We start from the raw sequence: 17,237 nt of genomic DNA, 5'->3' as shown, positions 1-17,237 counted from the left end.
GAATTATTGTAGATTTGCCAATGAATTACACATCACTTACAGGCTTTGATCTCTTTCCACTGTGACCATTCACCGGTGAACGATGGGTTACCTGGCTCATTGTCCTGAGTCCAGTAATTCGCGAGATACTCCTTACCTTTCCAGTTCACACTTTCTCCGCCGTTATACACTTTACCCGCATCCCAGTTGTCAGCGCAGCCAGTGCTGGTGCCTTCATCAGGGAGCGGCAATACTTTCGGTGTGACTGTCAGAACATACGTCGCCACACTGCTTTTCTTACTATCGGAAACGGTCAGGGTGAAGTTGAAGCTTTGCTTGCTGGTGACCACCGGTGCAACAAAACTCAGCGACTCACGATCGTTACCGGCCAGCGTAGTGCCGTTCGGCAGCAACCAGCTGTAGGTGAGTTTATCGCCATCAGCGTCGGTAGATTCAGCCGCATTGAGCGTCACATTCGCCTGACTTTCCACATCACCAATCGGGCCGGAAAGTTTTGCTACCGGCGCAGAATTACCGTCAGCCGGGGCTGGTGTCGGTTCCGGTGTTGGTGTTGGTGCTGGCGTCGGTTCAGGGGCAGGCGTTACCGCTTCCTCTTTACCGGCATCATCGACCACTTTCACGTTAAAGAAGTGCTGCACGCAACGTTGGTAATCGCCCTCTTTGAATGCGGAGAACGGTGTCTGATAACCGACCAGCTGACAGGAGTAAGTCAGACCGGTTGGCGTTTCTGCTGACCATCCCCAGTCTTGTTCCCAGTATTGCGGCAATGCGCCCGCGCCACCGGAATCAAACTGCTTCATGTTTTTACAGCCCAGCACTTCGTTTGCCGGAACCGGCACTTTCAGGTATTCCGCTTCGCTTTTGTAATACGAGATACGGTTCAGACCCTGCGCAATATCCTGCGGGCCACCGCACTCAACGCCGCCGTTGATGATCTGGATCGTCACGCCGAATCCCGGTACCAGACCGTTAGCTTTGTCATGATCGTTTGGCTGCCACGTTCCGTCGATCACATGCAACATGCTCGGCTTCGGTGCCTGTGGCGTCACATAGAAAAATACCGCACTGGCAAGGTTCAGCCAGGTGTCAGCCACCAGCTCCGGTTTATCAAGCAGGGTTTTGACCGTGCCGAACATGGCATCGGAGAACGGGCCATAGTTATAGTTATAAGAAAGCTGTTTGGCCCCGCGACCGAAGTAGCTGACAAAATCCCCGTCGGCATCTTTGCCGCACGGCCAGGTTTGTCCCTGCCAAACGTTCGGGTTACATTCGCCGTTGTAGCCGCCTTTCTGCCCTTCTTTCCAGCCCATTTCACGCAGGAATACCAGCCCCTGACGCCATTCGGCTTCAGGACGCCAGCTTTCATGGCCGCCGGTTTCCTGTGCAAAGTGTGCAAACATGGTGGCAAGGCCTTTGCGGCAAATGGCATCAGAATCACGACCATCAGTGTAAGTTCCGCACACCGCCGGGAACTTGCCGATGGCTTGCAGGAATTTGGTGTAGGTATAGCTCGGGTCACGCAACGGGAAAATATGGTCCCACTTATCGCTGCCCAGAATGCTTTCCACCCGCTTGACGTTGGCCGGGTTATCGCTGCGGCCTGGTGCAATTTTATCGACAGAATCGTTATCCAGCGTGCGGATTGAGGCTTTCACTTCCTGCATTAGCGGGTTTTGAGTCAGGCTGTTCTCTTTTTTGATCAGGTCACTTTCTTTGATGACGTAGGGCTCTGACGTATCGGCTGCCAGAGCCGGTGCCATGCCAGCCATCAGACAGGAAAGCGTCATAAGCTGTAAAAGGGCTTTATCTTTAGTTCTGCGCATAAGGATAACCTTATATATTGAGTCGAAGTTAAATGCTGAAAATAATTTCTGCATGATATTAACCGGCCAGAGTCTTTGTAACGCTTCCCTGCCCTGTCACTCAAAAGATTATTCGCCCGATGCCATTCCCGCTAATAAAAACAAGGTCATAAACATCATAATAACAGGATGATATTTATTAAATTATGGCTTATAAATTTACGCCAGAAATAAAAACGCGGACCGAGTCATTGGAATCGATCCGCATATTTATCACTCAATGTGAAATTTCATTGATTCCCTTCGTTTACCGCTGAGCAAACGTAAAGTTTTCTGCCAACCTCTTCACCCGATCACCCGCTATCATTAATAACGGCCCACCGAGGACGCCTCCCATCCCGGAGGTCAGCAAAATCATATTAAAACTCATATCCCTTTCAATCAAAACAATACTTAACAGAAAACCGGTGAAACACGATACGACAATTTGCGCAAAGCACTTATAAATATCCTCAACGGTAGGTTTAGTTTTGCAGCGCATAATGAAAAGCACCAACCCACCCCATGACGACATAACTAATATGGAAACTAATAATTCAAATTCGATAAATACAACTTCTTTAGCATGAAAAGTGATCATGATGAAAACCTCATAGATTAATTAAGTACAATTAGATAACTGCGACAATCATAATCCGGTTCGCATCAAAGCAATAATCACTTCACCTCAATAATTAATTTTAATCATCTGGTGAAGGGTATTTATTAAAAAATTGTCATTAAAAAATAAAAATATCTCATCGTAAATCTCGTTAATCCCATTTTTTGCCACATCTTTCAGACAGGCTCCACGGCCTTCAACTGAGAAAGGACCATATGTACATAACGTCTTTTGCTGCTGTTGGACAAGTAATGCATATAGACAGGTGAATGTTTGATAGAAATTTCTTTCGGTAAATCAAAGCATTTCAACTTACAGTTTCGTTCCCGGATAAAATAGTCTGCCAGCATACGGGGCAGGACTGTGAGCATATCACTGCGTTCCAGCGCGCTGATGATTCCGTTGATGGAAGAAGAGCGATAAATGACTTTGACCAGGCCCGCATAGGGCGCATCAATGGTCAGAGAGGTACCAAGAAGGCTGGTAAAATCATTATAAACACCGTCATTATAAACTGCGTGAGGTAATGCATAATAGTGCAACAGTGCCAGTTCTTTTTGATTGGATAATAAACTGTTGGCACCGCACAAGATAACGTAGTTATCCATGGAATCCATCTTTACCGAAGTGATTTTTTCATGTTGCAGGGCATGATGCGAAATCACCACGTCAATATTTGCATGCAACAAACTCTTTACCATTTCATCACTCTTAACATTATTCGTACTGGAAAACTCTACTTTTACCGCTTTTCCAGAATCGTTCTTATACATCCTGTTAAAATAATAATCCTCAAGTACATCAGGACACATCACGCGTAATATGGGGCAGGATGGCCCCTCCGTTTTTGTCGACTGGAGGACATCTTCAATAATAGTAATCGCGTTAACAAAGGAATCATGAATATCCAGCGCAGTGGCCGTCGGTTTGAGGCCGGTTGCCGTACGGTAGAACAAATCCTCCCCAAGATGCCGCCTGAGTTTGTTTATCGACAAACTTATTGCTGAGGGGGTAAGGCTCAGATTTTCAGCGGCTTTTGAAATATTCCCTGAAACAATGACTTCGTTCATTATCTTTATTAGGTTGTAATCGAAATTAATCGCACTTGGCTCATTCATTATTGACTCTCCAGATAATGGGATAGTTTTCTGCAAAATAAATAATACAACTCTTTATGCATTTTACTGTCAGAAAAATCCACCTTTAATATTGATAAGCATTATGATTGGCATACGCATTCACAAAAAATTCCGACAAAATTAGAGATTTATCCGCCCCTTCATCCAGCCATAAACGAATGATTCGTTGGCAGTTCGCCCTTCTGCCAGTTCCAGGTAACGTTGCCCCTGACTGCAATTGAGGGAGATGACGAGGACCCCGGCGCCTTCCGTACCGCGTTTCTCAAGGAACTGCGTCAACGCCTTTAACGTACCGGGACCAATTTTGCCGTCAACGGTGATATCGGCATAGTGGGCTTCCTCGTGATTAAACACATTCAGCCAGCGTTGCAACCATTTGATACCGACGACCGGCCCCATATTGGTGCCGGTATCACACAGTTCCAGCGCCAGCACGGGTGCGATGGCATAGACTTTGTCAAAACCCGGCTGATACCAGTAATTTTTTTCCAGGATCAGGTAGGCATCTTCTTTCGTGAAGTCGACCATTTTCCCGGTGTAGCCATAACTGCGGGCGGTCTTTTCGGTAATACCCCAATGGGTCGGGCCGCCGGTATCATTCGGGTGGTCAACATAACCCCCTTCGTTTTTCAGTACAGAATTGATCACAGGATTGGTAAACATAAGGTATTCCTCCGACAACGATTAAAGTTGAAGCGTCAGGAACAACGCGGTACCGAGCAATAACACTGAGACGATAAAACCAAATGCCAGCAGCCACGGTCTGACGTTTTTGACAGGTGGAACCTTCTCTTCCATGATTTCGACGGTGGCTGAGGTACTGACACGGATGCCTGATTTCGGTACGGTAATAAAAAATTCATCCAGTCCGGCAAATTTAAGATCACGGCGTATTAAATAAAGAGTTTGAGTGAGGCTGGCATCGCTGGTGAATTTACTGCGGCTCCCCCACAAGGCTTGTGAGATTGCCTCTTTTTCGATGACTTCATCCTGGGCATGTTCAATTATATAACTCAGACAGCGTGCTCTCATTGACGTCAGTTTAATGTTTACATCACTGTGGAGTTTTTTAAATTCCTTTGTTTTTTCATTAAATACATATTCACTATTTATCAGGTAAACAGCCATCATCCTCTCCCCTCCATTATTACAAACATCTGAGAAACCCCACGTAATCTTTGCTGATGATTAAGCGTATCTGCTTTTATTATTTTCTCCACAGGCAATAGGATTAATATTAAGTATTTTAGTTAAGATGTGACTGATTTAGAAGAAACGGGGGGTTATTAAGTAAAACTCAAAAACAACTTAATTCTCACTCAACAACAACACGCCAGTCAAGCAACTGAATAGTAATGTTTTTAATGATTAATTTGTGATATGTGATTTTGTCATCAGCGTGATTATTGAGATCGATAAAACTAGCCATGTTTTAACGTTCATAAAACATCCATAAATTTTATCTTAGTCAATTTTATTTATATCTCAATGTGATTTGCCGGTTTTTATTTCCAGGTCGAATATATCCACCAGCAGCAAACGGCTGTTGATGTATTCAATTAAAACTTAGGAAATTATTATGCCGAACAGTGAAATCATTAAGACCGACGAGTTAACCGAATCTTCCTATAAAGATGACGGTTTTAAACCCGCCACAGAAACAGAGAATTACAGCTATACCTCTGCACGTGTCACTAAACCGGTATACAACAAATACAACAAGGCGAATAAGCCAAAAGTATTTGGTTATTATACTGACTGGTCTCAATATGATGGCCGTTTGCAAAATGCGAAGGCAGAAAAAGGGTCACGTGGCCGTGGCTTTGATCTGGCAAATATTCCACCGACTGCTTACGACAAAATCATCTTTGGTTTCGTTGGAATCGTTGGTGATCAGGGCGAAAAAGCCAACACCGTCGCCAATGCGGCGCGGCAAATGGACAAAACCACCCATCAGGCGACGTTCCTGGATCCGTGGGGTGATTTCGCTTCTACCGTCAATAACAATCTCGACAATCCGGGCTGGGTTGAGCTTTCTCCGACCAGCGCCACGCAAGCCAATGTAAAAGGTCTGATTGGCGGCTTACGTGACCTGCAAAAACGTGCCAAAGCGGTCGGTCATGATCTGGTGCTTTCCATGAGTATTGGTGGCTGGACGTTAAGTAATGGCTTCCACAACATGGCGAAATCAGCAGACGGGCGTCAGATTTTTGCTAAAAGCGTCGCGAGCCTGTTCACCCGTTTCCCAATGTTCAGCGAAGTGGATATCGACTGGGAATATCCGGGTAATGCCGGGAATAACAACCCGTATGACGATAATGATGGTGCAAACTATGCGTTGCTGCTGGCTGAAATCACCAAAGAGATGAAAGCCATCAAGCGCTCTGATGTGAAAATCAGTATCGCCAGCTCCGCTGTGGTCGCCATCCTTGAAAAATCCAACGTAACTGCACTGCAGGCTGCTGGCCTGTATGGCATTAACGTCATGACTTATGACTTCTTCGGTACGCCGTGGGCTGAAAAACTGGCACACCATACCAACCTGCATGCGCTGGTTGAAGGTGGTTTCGGTACCGATACCATCGTGGAATACCTGCTGGCTAAAGGCTTCCCGGCGGATCGTATTAACGTCGGTTATGCCGCCTATTCCCGTAATGGCCAGAATGCCGTGCTGGAAAGTTATTCTCCTTTGGAAGGGTCTTATACCCCTGTTGAAGGCAAAACCACTGTCGGGACGTTCGAAAGCGGTACCAGCGAATGGTACGACCTGGTAAATAACTATCTGGATCTGGAAAACCAGTCAGGCCGCAACGGCTTTGAGGTGTACACCGATCAGGTTGCTGATGCTGATTATCTCTACAACAAAGATACCGGCCTCTTTATGTCTATCGATACTCCACGTACCGTGCGTGAAAAAGGCCGTTATGTGATTGAAAAAGGCCTGGGTGCGCTCTTTACCTGGACCATCGATCAGGACAACGGCATTCTGGTCAATGCCGCACGTGAAGGCCTCGGTTACACCCTCGAGCAGAAGGTTATTGATATGTCACCTTTCTACTTTGAAGGGGTGAATATCGCGGGTCAGGTACCGGAAGATGAAGTCCCTGCGGAAAGCAATGTGGCACCGACCGGTGACATTTCGTTGCAGGTATTCAGCGGCGCGAAAGTGCGTCTGAGCGCAGCGGGTTCTGCCGACCGCGACAACGACAAGCTGACGTATAAATGGACTGCGCCGGCTGCCATTGCGCTGTCTTCTTATAGCGCTGTGTCCGCAGACTTCACTGCACCGGACCTGGTCAGCAAATCTGATTTCAGCTTCACTCTGGTCGTCACCGATGAGCATGGTGAGAAATCATCGTCCAAATCTATCACCGTGACCGTCCTCGGGAATACGGCTGTTGAACCAGAACCAACGCCAGAACCGACTCCGGAGCCAACGCCTGAACCGACACCAGAGCCAACGCCGGAACCGACTCCTGAACCAACACCAGAACCAACGCCAGAGCCGACACCAACGCCATCTCCGGCCGGCAAATATGCCACCTGGGAAACCAGCAAGGTGTACAACACGGGTGATAAAGTCAGCCTGAACGGTAAAGATTATCAGGCCAACTACTGGACGCAGGGCGACCAGCCGGGCAAAGCCGAATTTACCGGCGAATGGTCACAGTGGAAGCAAATCTGATCCCCTTCAGACGTGCGATAAATCGCGTCAGACCTGAGATAAATCTCGTCAGACCTGAGATAAATCTCTTCTGACCTGTAATAAACCTCTTTTGACTTGTAATATAAAACCTCACGGGGCCTTGTGCCCCGTTTTTTTATCCGGATGTGATATCACCCAGCACCTGTTTTTCGGTAAGAAAATCAATAAATACCCGCACTTTCGGCAGCATATGACGGCTGCTCGGCCACACCACGGAAAACTTCCCGCCTTCTTTCAGATAATCATGCAGCACCGCCACCAGTTCACCGGACTCAAGATAAGGCCGCACGATAAATTCCGGCACATAGGCCAGTCCCAGCCCTTGCAACGTCGCCTGTAAAATAGATTCCAGATTATTGCTGCTCAGCGCCAGCGGCAGCTCAGGTGGCGTCACGCCGGTCATCTCCCATTCCTGCCACTGTCCGTTGCCCGGAAACCGGTAGCGCAGACAGGCGTGCTGATAAAGATCGTCAGATCTTAGCGGCGCCGGATGGCTGGCGAAATACGCCGGACTTCCCACAATGGCAAACCGGAACGGCCCGAGGCGGCGTGACATCATTTGTGAACTGTTCAGTTCGCCGCTGCGGATGGCGATATCAAAGCCTTCGTCGATGACATCTGCCATCCGGTCACTGAAATCCAGATCCAGTTCGACATCTGGATAACGCTGACGAAATTCCGGCAGATGCGGCAACAGCATGCGGTAACCGATAGCGGGCGCGGTGATGCGTAATTTTCCGCGTGGCACAGCAGAAATTCGCACCAGTTCCTGTTCCGCCTCTTCCAGTTGCGAAACGATATTCTGGCAGCGTTCGAAAAACAGCTGCCCCTCATCGGTCAGGCTGATACGCCGCGTGCTACGGTTGAATAACCGCACGCTGAGTTTTTCCTCCAGCCGCGCCACACTTTTGCCAACCGCCGAGGCCGAAATCCCCATGCGCTCCGCCGCCGCCGCAAAACTCTGACTCTGCGCCGCACGGACGAAGGCCAGCAGGCCGTTGAGGTTCTCCATTTTTCCTTCCCGTTTATTAGAGCGTTTTAGTCCTTAATCATCGGACTTATGGCCTGTTTCCGCAATATTGCTGACATTTTATCATCATCACTATTCTCAACTGTCGGAAGAAGCCATGAACTCATCAGCAACACCCTCGACGGGCAGCCTGCGCGTTTTATTTACCGTATGTCTGGCGGCGGTGATTTTGCCGCTTAATTTTGTCAGCGGCGCAGTGGCAACGCCCGCTATTGCCCGCGAACTCGGCGGCAGTGCGCAAGCACTGAGCTGGATAACCAATTCATTTATGCTCACTTTCGGCTGTTTTCTGATGGCCGCCGGCGCGCTGGCCGATGAGCTGGGGCGTAAAAAAGTGTTCATCAGCGGTGTCTCGCTGTTTGCGTTGCTGTCGTTATTGCAGGCATTCAGCAGCAATTTGCTGTGGATTGATCTGCTGCGCGCCGCACAGGGCATCGCGGCGGCGGGCGCACTGGCGGGCGGCGCCGCGGCTCTGGCACAGGAATTCGACGGCGCAGCGCGTACCCGGGCTTTCAGCCTGATGGGCAGCAGTTTTGGCATCGGGCTGGCCTTCGGCCCGTTCCTCGCGGGCGTGCTGATCGCCCACTTCGGCTGGCGTGCGGTGTTTTTCTCCGCGACGGTGATTGCAGCTCTGGCGCTGGTGACCGGTGCTAGCAAAATGCGCGAAACCCGTAATCCGCAGGCGACGGGTATCGACTGGCCGGGTACCGTCTCCTTCACCGCCATGCTGGCATTGCTGACCTGGGCGCTGATGGAAATCCCGCAATCCGGTCTGCAAAGCGTCCGGGTACTTTCGCTGCTGGCGGGTGCGGCGCTGTTACTGGCAGTTTTTGTCATGGTGGAGCGTCGCGTAAACAACCCGATGCTCGACTTATCGCTGTTCCGCTATATCCGTTTTATCGGTGTGCAGGCGCTGCCGCTGGCGACCGGTTTCTGTTTTGTGGTGCTGCTGGTGATTTTGCCGATGCTGTTTATCGGCATAGAAAATCTTAGCGAAGAACGGGCCGGGCTCATGATGATGGCGCTGTCGGTGCCGATGCTGGTGGTTCCGCTGCTGGCGGCATGGCTGACGCGCTGGGTGTCCGCAGGCGTGTTATGCACCTCGGGTTTGGTGATTGCCGCCGCCGGATTAGGCTGGTTAAGTCAGGCGGTACTGGCGCAGGATATAACCGCGATGCTCGCGCCGATGGTGGTTATCGGCATCGGCACCGGTCTGCCGTGGGGACTGATGGATGGGTTGTCTGTGAGCGTCGTTCCCAAAGAACGGGCGGGCATGGCGACCGGGATTTTCAGCACCACGCGGGTGGCCGGAGAAGGCGTCTCACTGGCGATCGTCGGTGCCATTCTTTCCGCATTAACGCACACCGCGCTGATGGCGAATTTTACCGGCACCGCGATCAGTGTTCAGGCGATCAGTTCCCCGGCAATCAGTCAGGCGGCGCAGCGGCTGGCGACCGGTAATCTCGCCGTGGCGCAACAGCTTATTCCACAGGCCAGCACGGCGCAGCTTCAGCAGATTTATGCCGCTTCACTGCATCCGTTACTGTTATGTCTGATGGCGATTACGCTGTTCTCTGCGCTGGTGGTGCTGCTGGCGCTGCGCGGGAATCATCAGGATGAAACCGATCCCGTACCTGCCGGATGTCAGAAGGATCTGTCGCCGTAATCCGCGTCCAGCACCGGTTTCAGCCGGGCATAAATTTCCTCAATCTCTGCCGGAATATCCACTTCTGCGATAAAGCCCGCCCCGCGCGGACCATAACCACCCGGGGCGTTACGCAGGCGTGGGATTTCGCCGAGCAGCAGCGAGACAAACCGTGGCAGCGACCACAGGCTGTGATGCCCTTCTCCGGCAAAACGCAGTCCGTCGCCGTCACGTTCCAGCTGAGGCACCAGCACCGGCCAGTTGACGAATGTCACTTCAGGGCGGTCGCGCCAGACGTGGCGGAAACTGGCATCGGTGCGCAGTTGCATCAGCGGATCCTGCACCAGCGTGATGTGCGTGGAGCGATCACCGGCCAGATCCAGCACCCGTCGGGCCTGTAAGGCATTGTCGCCACAGTTGGTTGAGGCGGTTTCCAGCAAAATCTGCTTTTGTGGTGCGGCGCAGCACTGAACGCCGATATCGTTCAGCACTTCGGCTTCATTGCGACCTGATGTATGGATGTGCCGGTAGCGCAGATGCGTCTGCACCGCCTGATACAGCAAGTCAGTGGAATGCCCGATCCCTCCGGCAATCAGCAAACGGGAAATCCGCCCCTGCGCCAGCGCCTGAAACGCCGCTTCGGCGGTCGGCAAAATCGCATTGCCCAGCAGGATCATGAGAGACGCTTCACCTTCCGGTCCCTTTCCTGACGTCTGATCTAAGGCCAGAAAATGCGCCAGCCGGTTCATGTCTTGAATCACATCATCTGAAAACATCAGTAGCTCCGTTGAACTATCACGAGAAGCAAATTGATAACATCACAAAACCAATGGTTAAAAAACCTCATCGTTTAGTGGTCTTAACGCAATCATTAACAACACAAAACATAAATAAACAGGATTAAAAATTGATAATTTTGAATTTATAGAATTTTTATCCTTATTAACCAGAATGCTGAAAAGATCCCCTTAAGGTAAATTTATTAACTTATATTTAACCATGACGGCGTTTTTCATCATGCGCATAAGGTCAGGGCTCCGTTCCATTGTGAAGGGAAAACATAACACCCGGCCTGAACGCTGTTAATTACCGGCTTTTCTTGCAGTTTTTTAGCGTTAATTATTGACCACCAGAGGATTTCCACATGCAACGCCGTTGCATGAATACACAACTGTGTAAGCTGTTATTGGGAGTCATCATGGGCGAAAAAAAATCATTATTACTGGCCGGTCTTGCTGCTGCAACGCTGATCTTAGCGGCAGGTGTTCAGGCAGCCGGTACCTTAACAGGGCAGGTAGGCGTTCAGCTGACCATCAGCACCGGTTGTACTGTCGGTAACGGCACATCAACGGGGGGAACCAACCAGTGGGGTACCCTGAACTTTGGTAACTACGCGGATCTGACCAGCGTGATCAACGGGACAGTATTTGGTGCCAATGGCACCGGTGCCGTCACCATCACCTGTAGCACCGGGCTGACACCGACGTTGTCACTGAACGGCGGACTGGCGGCAACCGGCGGGCTGCGGACCATGACATCCAGCGGCAACAGCATTCCTTACCGCCTCTATTCTGACACTGCACGTACCACAGAAATCGCCATCAATACGCCGATTACTTTGACGACGGGCACCACTGCGCAAAATATCCCGATTTATGGTCGTGTGCTGCCTGCTGACCAGACCAGCACCACACCGGCTGCGGGGACGTATAACGATACCGTTGTTGCCACTCTTTCCTGGTAAGGCTGTTTTCCATCAGAGCCGGTTTCGCCTCTGACTGGCTTTTGTTTCAAGGAAGGAAAGATCATGGACATCAAGGTACTGCTGCTATTGCCGGCTGCCCTGCTGGTGTCAATGCAGTTGCGCATTCCATTCAGCCAGGCGGCAACGATAGGCATCAGCGCCACGTTGCTGCCCGCCTGCAATGCGGGAACCACGACGTCCGGCAGCACCAGCTTCGGTACGCTGAATTTTGGCAACTATGCGTCGCTCACCAGCGCAATTAACGCCACCAGCGCGCAACTGGCGGGGTCGATTCGCGTGAATTGCGTGAACGGGCTGACGTATAAAATCGTCATGGATGGCGGCAGCAGTGGCGTTGTTACCGCCCGCAGGATGGTCAATACCACCAACAGCGCACTGACCTTGCAGTACAACCTTTACACCACGGCGGCGCGTACCACCGTCTGGGATAATGTCACCGGCGTCAGCGGAACCGGTAATGGCGCGGATCAGTGGAGCACGGTCTATGGCCGCGTTCCGGCGCAGACCACGCCTGCTGCCGGTGTTTATCAGGATACGGTGAATGTCACCGTATCCTGGTAGAGGCTTTTATGCCTGGCCGTTTGCTGGTGCCGCAGGTGCTGCTCATGTTGCTGCCGCTGATGTCGTTGCCGCTGATAATGTGCAGTTCAGCACGCGCCGCGACAACCACCGCCACATTTACCGTCACGGCCACGCTCACCAACGGCTGCGTTTTCGGCAGCTCACTTTCCAGCCCGACCACCAATCTCGGCACCCTCAATTTCGGCTCCTTTCCTTCCGTTCCCACCAATGTCGATGTGGTCAGCACCTCGGGCGCAGGCTCGGTGGTGGTCACCTGCACGCCGGGCACCACGGTGGCGATTGGGATGGATTACGGCATACACGGCGGTTCCGCCGCACAACGTTATATGGCCAATAGCGGTGCCACCGCGACGCTTGGCTATCAGCTTTATCAGAACGCCGCACGCACCGTGGTTTGGGGAACCGGCGCACAGGCGATGACCATCAGCAGCTTTCCCTCAACAACACAAACTTACCCGGTCTATGGCCGGTTGTTTTCATTCACGACGTCACCCACTGCGGGCACTTACACCGACACGGTAACCGTGACTCTCACTTATTGAATCATCAGGATATGAGCTATGACGACGATGTTCTCACGCATGATGGCTGCCACTACTCTGGCTGTGGCTTTGTTTTCCGGTACGGCGGTTCAGGCCGCCAGTTCGGTGCTGGTATGGCCGGTCTATCAGATTATCGAATCCGATCAGAACGGATCGGCCCTGTGGCTGGAAAACCGTGGCGCAGAGCCGGTGTCTTTACAGGTGCGTGTGCTGGCCTGGAAGCAGGAGAATTTTAACGAGAAATACGCCGATCAAACCAACGTGGTCGCCAGTCCGCCGTTCGCCACCGTGCCGCCGGGCCAGCGCCAGCTGATCCGTTTGATCCGCAACACGCCGGTGCCCGCGAATACTGAACAGGCGTACCGCATTATCATCGATGAAATTCCGTCTCCGCTGAACAGTGCCGGTGAAGGCAAAGACAAGGCCGTGGTCGGGCTGCAATTGCAGATGCGTTATCTTCTGCCGCTGTTTATGGATGGCGGCAGTTTATGGACCAACGATCGCCCTGATATGAAACGCGATGAGTCAACGGCGACCCGCCCGATCCTCACGTGGCGTTCGGTATCCGAAGGCGGCAAAACCTATTTGCAGGTGCGCAATACTGGCATTGTCCATGCGCGTCTGAGCAACGTGTTCTGGTCATCTGCTGGCAATCAGAAGCAAGGCGTCAAAACCATGGTCGGCGGTTTTATGGGGTATGTATTGCCGGGGCAGCAGATGCGCTGGCCAGTGCCGGCAGGCGTCACGCCGGGCGCACAGCTCAATGCGCAAATTGCCGATAACACCAAACCGATTGTCATTCCACGCGGCGAATAACAGCAGGAGCCGCCACGGATGCCAAAAAGTTCGCTACCCGGTGCAGGTTGTCAGCGTGTGCTGATTTTCCGGGGAAGCCTGTGCCTGTTGTATCTGAGCGCCTTCGGCGCGCAGGCACAGGAATATTCGTCACTGCCCGATGCCCCGCGAGCGGCACCGGTGGTGACCGACGCCATGTTTTATCTGTCGATTGTGGTCAACGGCCAGACAGATAATCAGGTGGTGCCGGTGACGTATCGCAATAATGCCTATTTCGTTGAAGCCGGTGTACTGGCAAAAAATCACATCCACATTAACGGTCAGCAGGGGCTGATCAATGTCGGCGAATTGCCGGACGTTAAAGCAAAATACGATTCAGCCACCCAGCAACTGGTGTTAACCGTGCCGGACGCCTGGCTGCCGAACCAGAAGGTCAGCGGCGATCCGCTGATGAACTACACGCCGTCGCAAAGCAGCACCGGCCTGCTGTTTAACTATGACTCGTACTACACCGACCCGCCGGGTGGTTCTAAATCTATCGCCACCTGGATGGAGCAACGTTTATTCAGCAGCCTCGGATTGCTCACTAATACCGGCACTTACCGCTATAACATCGACGGTTCGGGCAATAACGAAAATGACGGCAGCACCGCGCAGGACGGCTATCTGCGTTACGACACCTTCTGGCGCTTTACCGACGAGAAGAACCTGATCAGCTATCAGGTCGGGGATTTCGTCAGTGACTCCCTGACCTGGAGTAATTCGGCGCGCATGGGCGGTTTGCGTATCAGCCGCAACTTTGCCGTTCGCCCGGATCTGGTGACCTATCCGCTGTTGCAGTACAGCGGCACAGCGGCGGTACCAAGCACGGTGGATCTGTTTCTCAACGGCTACAAGGCTAGCAGTAATAACCTGAATTCCGGGCCTTTTACGCTGACCAACGTGCCGTATATCAACGGTGCCGGTGAAGCGACGATTGTCACCACCGATGCGGTCGGACGTCAGGTTTCAACCAGCGTGCCGTTTTACGTTTCCAACACCCTGCTGCGCAAAAACCTCAGCGATTTCGATTTCTCGCTCGGGGCGGTGCGCAACAACTATGGCGTCACAAATGGCGATTATTCGGATGCCGCATTCAGCGGTATTTACCGTTACGGGCTGAGCGATTATCTGACGCTGTCCGGTCATACCGAAATCGTACAAGGTCTGGCACTGGGAGGATTAGGGGCGGATGTGGCAGTGGGAACCTGGGGAACGCTGAGCGTTTCCGGCAGCCAGAGTAAGGCCGATCATCCGCCGGTCAGCAGCGATAACCAGACAGTTACGCAGGATAATGACAACAACGGGCAGAGGCCGGGCATCCCAAATTCCAGCGGCGAAATCGACAATCCGCTCGGTGAGAATATCACTGACAAAAAGGATGGCAGCCAGTACACGCTGGGTTATTCCTACTATTCGACGGTGTTCAGCCTCTCGGCGCTGCGTTCAAAACGCACGGTGGGTTATCAGGATCTGACGTCGTACACCAGCGACACGCGATTAAGTCGTCAGGCAGATCAGGTGACGTTCAGCACCTCGCCGTTCGGACCGTCGAACGGCACGATGGGCATCGGCTATTACGACGTCGAAGCCTATGACAATTCGCATACCCGTCTGGTGAATTTCTCCTACAGCCGCTCGCTGTGGGGACAAAGCAGCATGTTTTTATCACTCAACAAAACGCTGGGCGACAGCGGCTACAGCGCGCAGCTGCAATTTATCATTCCGATTGGCACCAATATCAACATGAATGCCGGTGTGCAGCGTGACAGCGCGGGCAATTATCAGGAGCAAATCGGCGCCAGCAAAGCCACGCCAACTGACGGCGGACTCGGCTGGAATCTGGCCTACAGCGGCGGCAACAATCCTTATCAGCAGGCTGATGCCACCTGGAAATCACGCTTCGCCACGATTCAGGGCGGGTTCTACGGCAATCAGGGCGATTACACCAACTGGGCTGACTTAAGCGGTTCAATCGTGTTTATGGCCAATGACTGGTTCCTTTCTGACAAGATCAATGACGCCTTTATCGTGGTCGATACCGACCATTACGCCGACGTTCCGGTACTTTTCGAGAATCAGAAAATGGGAAAAACCGACAAGAAAGGCCATCTGCTGATCCCAACCGTCAGCTCGTATTACCCGGCCAAAGTGGAAATCGATACCCTGCCGCTGCCCGCCGACGTGGTTGCGAATAACGTCAATGACCGCATCGCGGTGAAACAAGGCAGCGGCGTGGTGGTGAAATTCAGCGTTGAAAAAGTGCTGTCGGCCAATATCACCCTGCACGACGCCGCCGGACAACCGCTCAAGCTGGGCACTCTGGTCACAGAGCAAAATACGCAGCAAACCACCGTCACCGGTTACGACGGGCTGGTGTACTTCTCGCATCTGAAGGAAAACAACGTGCTGAATATCCAGCAGGAAGATCATTCGGTCTGTCGGGTCAGCTTCACGCTAAACCCTGATCGCCACAGCATAGAGCAGGTGGGGCCGCTGTCATGTCCGGGTGGCAAAACAGGCGCATCAGCAGGAGATAAATCATGAGAATGTTCAGGCAGTGGATACGCCGCGCTCTAGTGCCGATCCTGTTGCTGATGCTGTTGACGGGCGTGTCATCGCAGGCTTTTGCCGGCTGTACAACGGCGGCCACCACCATCACGCTGGGTACCCAAAACTCGTTTGCGGTCAGCACTTCACCGCTGGTCACCTCAGGCAGCAGCGGCTTAAGCTGCACGGGTCCCTTGCTGAGTATCGGCGGCACCAACACCATAACCGCGACCATTGGCGCCACGCTTCATCCCAGCGGCACGCAGCCCCGCCTTTACAGCGCGGCAACCGGCCAGTATCTGCCTTACAACCTGTGTAAAGACAGCAGTTGCGGCACGGTATATAACCAGGGCGATGTGATCAGCTGGAGCAGCACGACTGCACTGGGGTTACTGGGGTTGTTCTCCGGGCCGAACGGTACGTTACCGTTGTATGTGATGCCACAAACGCTATCCAATCTGGCGGCCGGCACCTATACGGATACCATTCCTATCGCCTGGAGATGGAACATCTGCTCGGTGGCCGTTGGCACGTTGTTGTGTATCGCCGATACCGGCAATGTCAGCGGTTCCGTCAACCTGACGCTTAACGTCACCAACTTTTGCTACATCGACAGCGCGCCGAACGTAGGTTTTGGCAGCGCTGCCCTGCCTTCCGGCCTGACTACCGTTGTTGCTAATACCATCAGCGTGCGCTGTACGCTGAACGCCAGTTATTCCGTTAATCTTACCAGCAGCGTAGCGGCATCCGGCCAGTACCGGCAGATGGCCTCCACCGTCGGCGGCACCACCAGTTATCTGCAATATCAGATATTTAAAGGCGACAGCACGGTGTGGACGGCGGCAACTAACAGCAGCGCGACCGGTACCGGCACATCACAATCGTTTCCGTATACGGCTTCCGTGAATCTGGCGCAAAGCAATCAGCCCGCCGGAAACTACAGCGATACGGTGACCGTGACGGTGACTTATTAACGAGGGA

The 17,237-nt window shown here is 52.3% G+C and carries 15 protein-coding genes; 8 read left to right on the top strand and 7 right to left on the bottom strand.

The genetic code is table 11. The features are described 5' to 3' along the window. Window positions 1–32: 32 nt before the first annotated feature. From CKQ54_RS07540 to CKQ54_RS07520, 5 genes are all read right to left on the bottom strand, one after another. The gene (locus CKQ54_RS07540; protein ID WP_120161081.1) at window positions 33–1,823 is read right to left on the bottom strand and encodes a chitinase; all 1,791 of its coding nucleotides are present in this window, start codon (window positions 1,821–1,823) and stop codon (window positions 33–35) included. Between the two features lie 286 nt (window positions 1,824–2,109). Continuing rightward, window positions 2,110–2,442: a phage holin family protein gene (locus CKQ54_RS07535; RefSeq protein ID WP_120161082.1), complete on the bottom strand. Its 333-nt coding sequence runs from the start codon at window positions 2,440–2,442 to the stop codon at window positions 2,110–2,112. 197 nt (window positions 2,443–2,639) lie between these two features. Continuing rightward, entirely contained in the window at window positions 2,640–3,581 is a 942-nt protein-coding gene (locus CKQ54_RS07530) for a LysR family transcriptional regulator (RefSeq protein WP_120161084.1), read from the bottom strand. A gap of 141 nt (window positions 3,582–3,722) precedes the next feature. Further along, entirely contained in the window at window positions 3,723–4,265 is a 543-nt protein-coding gene (locus CKQ54_RS07525; protein ID WP_113878132.1) for a glycoside hydrolase family 108 protein, read from the bottom strand. Between the two features lie 21 nt (window positions 4,266–4,286). Continuing rightward, the gene (locus tag CKQ54_RS07520) at window positions 4,287–4,733 is read right to left on the bottom strand and encodes a winged helix-turn-helix domain-containing protein (RefSeq protein WP_113878131.1); all 447 of its coding nucleotides are present in this window, start codon (window positions 4,731–4,733) and stop codon (window positions 4,287–4,289) included. 448 nt (window positions 4,734–5,181) lie between these two features. Here CKQ54_RS07520 and CKQ54_RS07515 point away from each other — a divergent pair, with 448 nt between their 5' ends. Then, window positions 5,182–7,287 (top strand): glycoside hydrolase family 18 protein, encoded by a 2,106-nt coding sequence (locus CKQ54_RS07515; RefSeq protein WP_120161086.1) that lies wholly within the window; start codon window positions 5,182–5,184, stop codon window positions 7,285–7,287. 136 nt (window positions 7,288–7,423) lie between these two features. Here the strand turns inward: CKQ54_RS07515 and CKQ54_RS07510 are convergent, their stop codons facing one another. Continuing rightward, window positions 7,424–8,320: a LysR substrate-binding domain-containing protein gene (locus tag CKQ54_RS07510; protein ID WP_120161088.1), complete on the bottom strand. Its 897-nt coding sequence runs from the start codon at window positions 8,318–8,320 to the stop codon at window positions 7,424–7,426. Window positions 8,321–8,435: 115 nt separating this feature from the next. Here CKQ54_RS07510 and CKQ54_RS07505 point away from each other — a divergent pair, with 115 nt between their 5' ends. Next, window positions 8,436–10,004, top strand: a complete 1,569-nt coding sequence (locus CKQ54_RS07505) for an MFS transporter (RefSeq protein ID WP_120161090.1) — start codon at window positions 8,436–8,438, stop codon at window positions 10,002–10,004. On the opposite strand, the gene CKQ54_RS07500 is transcribed toward CKQ54_RS07505, so the two are convergent. Continuing rightward, on the bottom strand, window positions 9,983–10,759 hold the full coding sequence (locus tag CKQ54_RS07500; protein WP_120161092.1) for a YdcF family protein: 777 nt from the start codon (window positions 10,757–10,759) through the stop codon (window positions 9,983–9,985). The genes CKQ54_RS07505 and CKQ54_RS07500 overlap by 22 nt on opposite strands. 422 nt (window positions 10,760–11,181) lie before the next feature. On the opposite strand from CKQ54_RS07500, the gene CKQ54_RS07495 reads away from it, so the two are divergent. The 6 genes from CKQ54_RS07495 to CKQ54_RS07470 all read left to right on the top strand — a co-directional run bounded on the left by CKQ54_RS07495 (window position 11,182) and on the right by CKQ54_RS07470 (window position 17,230). Then, complete coding sequence (locus CKQ54_RS07495) at window positions 11,182–11,727, top strand: Csu type fimbrial protein (protein ID WP_112287777.1); 546 nt, start codon at window positions 11,182–11,184, stop codon at window positions 11,725–11,727. Between the two features lie 63 nt (window positions 11,728–11,790). Beyond that, complete coding sequence (locus tag CKQ54_RS07490; RefSeq protein ID WP_112287776.1) at window positions 11,791–12,309, top strand: Csu type fimbrial protein; 519 nt, start codon at window positions 11,791–11,793, stop codon at window positions 12,307–12,309. A gap of 44 nt (window positions 12,310–12,353) precedes the next feature. Then, window positions 12,354–12,872, top strand: a complete 519-nt coding sequence (locus tag CKQ54_RS07485) for a Csu type fimbrial protein (RefSeq protein WP_208644613.1) — start codon at window positions 12,354–12,356, stop codon at window positions 12,870–12,872. Between the two features lie 18 nt (window positions 12,873–12,890). Beyond that, complete coding sequence (locus CKQ54_RS07480; RefSeq protein ID WP_244220184.1) at window positions 12,891–13,688, top strand: fimbrial biogenesis chaperone; 798 nt, start codon at window positions 12,891–12,893, stop codon at window positions 13,686–13,688. A gap of 18 nt (window positions 13,689–13,706) precedes the next feature. Next, window positions 13,707–16,253: a fimbria/pilus outer membrane usher protein gene (locus CKQ54_RS07475; RefSeq protein ID WP_120161096.1), complete on the top strand. Its 2,547-nt coding sequence runs from the start codon at window positions 13,707–13,709 to the stop codon at window positions 16,251–16,253. Next, window positions 16,250–17,230, top strand: coding sequence for a Csu type fimbrial protein (locus tag CKQ54_RS07470; RefSeq protein WP_120161098.1), 981 nt, complete (start codon window positions 16,250–16,252; stop codon window positions 17,228–17,230). Before CKQ54_RS07475 ends, CKQ54_RS07470 begins: the two co-directional genes overlap by 4 nt. Window positions 17,231–17,237 lie beyond the last annotated feature (7 nt).

The sequence above is a fragment of the Rahnella variigena genome (genome assembly GCF_003610915.1).
Classification (GTDB): Bacteria; Pseudomonadota; Gammaproteobacteria; order Enterobacterales; family Enterobacteriaceae; genus Rahnella; species Rahnella variigena.
This window is presented reverse-complemented; position numbering and strand designations above follow the sequence as displayed.

Excerpts from the sequence above, each read along its gene's own strand:
- CKQ54_RS07490 (WP_112287776.1), top strand. The coding sequence starts at position 11,791 with ATGGACATCAAGGTACTGCTGCTATTGCCGGCTGCCCTGCTGGTGTCA.
- CKQ54_RS07475 (WP_120161096.1), top strand. The coding sequence starts at position 13,707 with ATGCCAAAAAGTTCGCTACCCGGTGCAGGTTGTCAGCGTGTGCTGATT.
- CKQ54_RS07515 (WP_120161086.1), top strand. The coding sequence starts at position 5,182 with ATGCCGAACAGTGAAATCATTAAGACCGACGAGTTAACCGAATCTTCC.
- CKQ54_RS07510 (WP_120161088.1), bottom strand. The coding sequence starts at position 8,320 with ATGGAGAACCTCAACGGCCTGCTGGCCTTCGTCCGTGCGGCGCAGAGT.
- CKQ54_RS07505 (WP_120161090.1), top strand. The coding sequence starts at position 8,436 with ATGAACTCATCAGCAACACCCTCGACGGGCAGCCTGCGCGTTTTATTT.
- CKQ54_RS07480 (WP_244220184.1), top strand. The coding sequence starts at position 12,891 with ATGACGACGATGTTCTCACGCATGATGGCTGCCACTACTCTGGCTGTG.
- CKQ54_RS07540 (WP_120161081.1), bottom strand. The coding sequence starts at position 1,823 with ATGCGCAGAACTAAAGATAAAGCCCTTTTACAGCTTATGACGCTTTCC.
- CKQ54_RS07500 (WP_120161092.1), bottom strand. The coding sequence starts at position 10,759 with ATGTTTTCAGATGATGTGATTCAAGACATGAACCGGCTGGCGCATTTT.
- CKQ54_RS07495 (WP_112287777.1), top strand. The coding sequence starts at position 11,182 with ATGGGCGAAAAAAAATCATTATTACTGGCCGGTCTTGCTGCTGCAACG.
- CKQ54_RS07535 (WP_120161082.1), bottom strand. The coding sequence starts at position 2,442 with ATGATCACTTTTCATGCTAAAGAAGTTGTATTTATCGAATTTGAATTA.
- CKQ54_RS07470 (WP_120161098.1), top strand. The coding sequence starts at position 16,250 with ATGAGAATGTTCAGGCAGTGGATACGCCGCGCTCTAGTGCCGATCCTG.
- CKQ54_RS07520 (WP_113878131.1), bottom strand. The coding sequence starts at position 4,733 with ATGATGGCTGTTTACCTGATAAATAGTGAATATGTATTTAATGAAAAA.
- CKQ54_RS07485 (WP_208644613.1), top strand. The coding sequence starts at position 12,354 with ATGTTGCTGCCGCTGATGTCGTTGCCGCTGATAATGTGCAGTTCAGCA.
- CKQ54_RS07530 (WP_120161084.1), bottom strand. The coding sequence starts at position 3,581 with ATGAATGAGCCAAGTGCGATTAATTTCGATTACAACCTAATAAAGATA.
- CKQ54_RS07525 (WP_113878132.1), bottom strand. The coding sequence starts at position 4,265 with ATGTTTACCAATCCTGTGATCAATTCTGTACTGAAAAACGAAGGGGGT.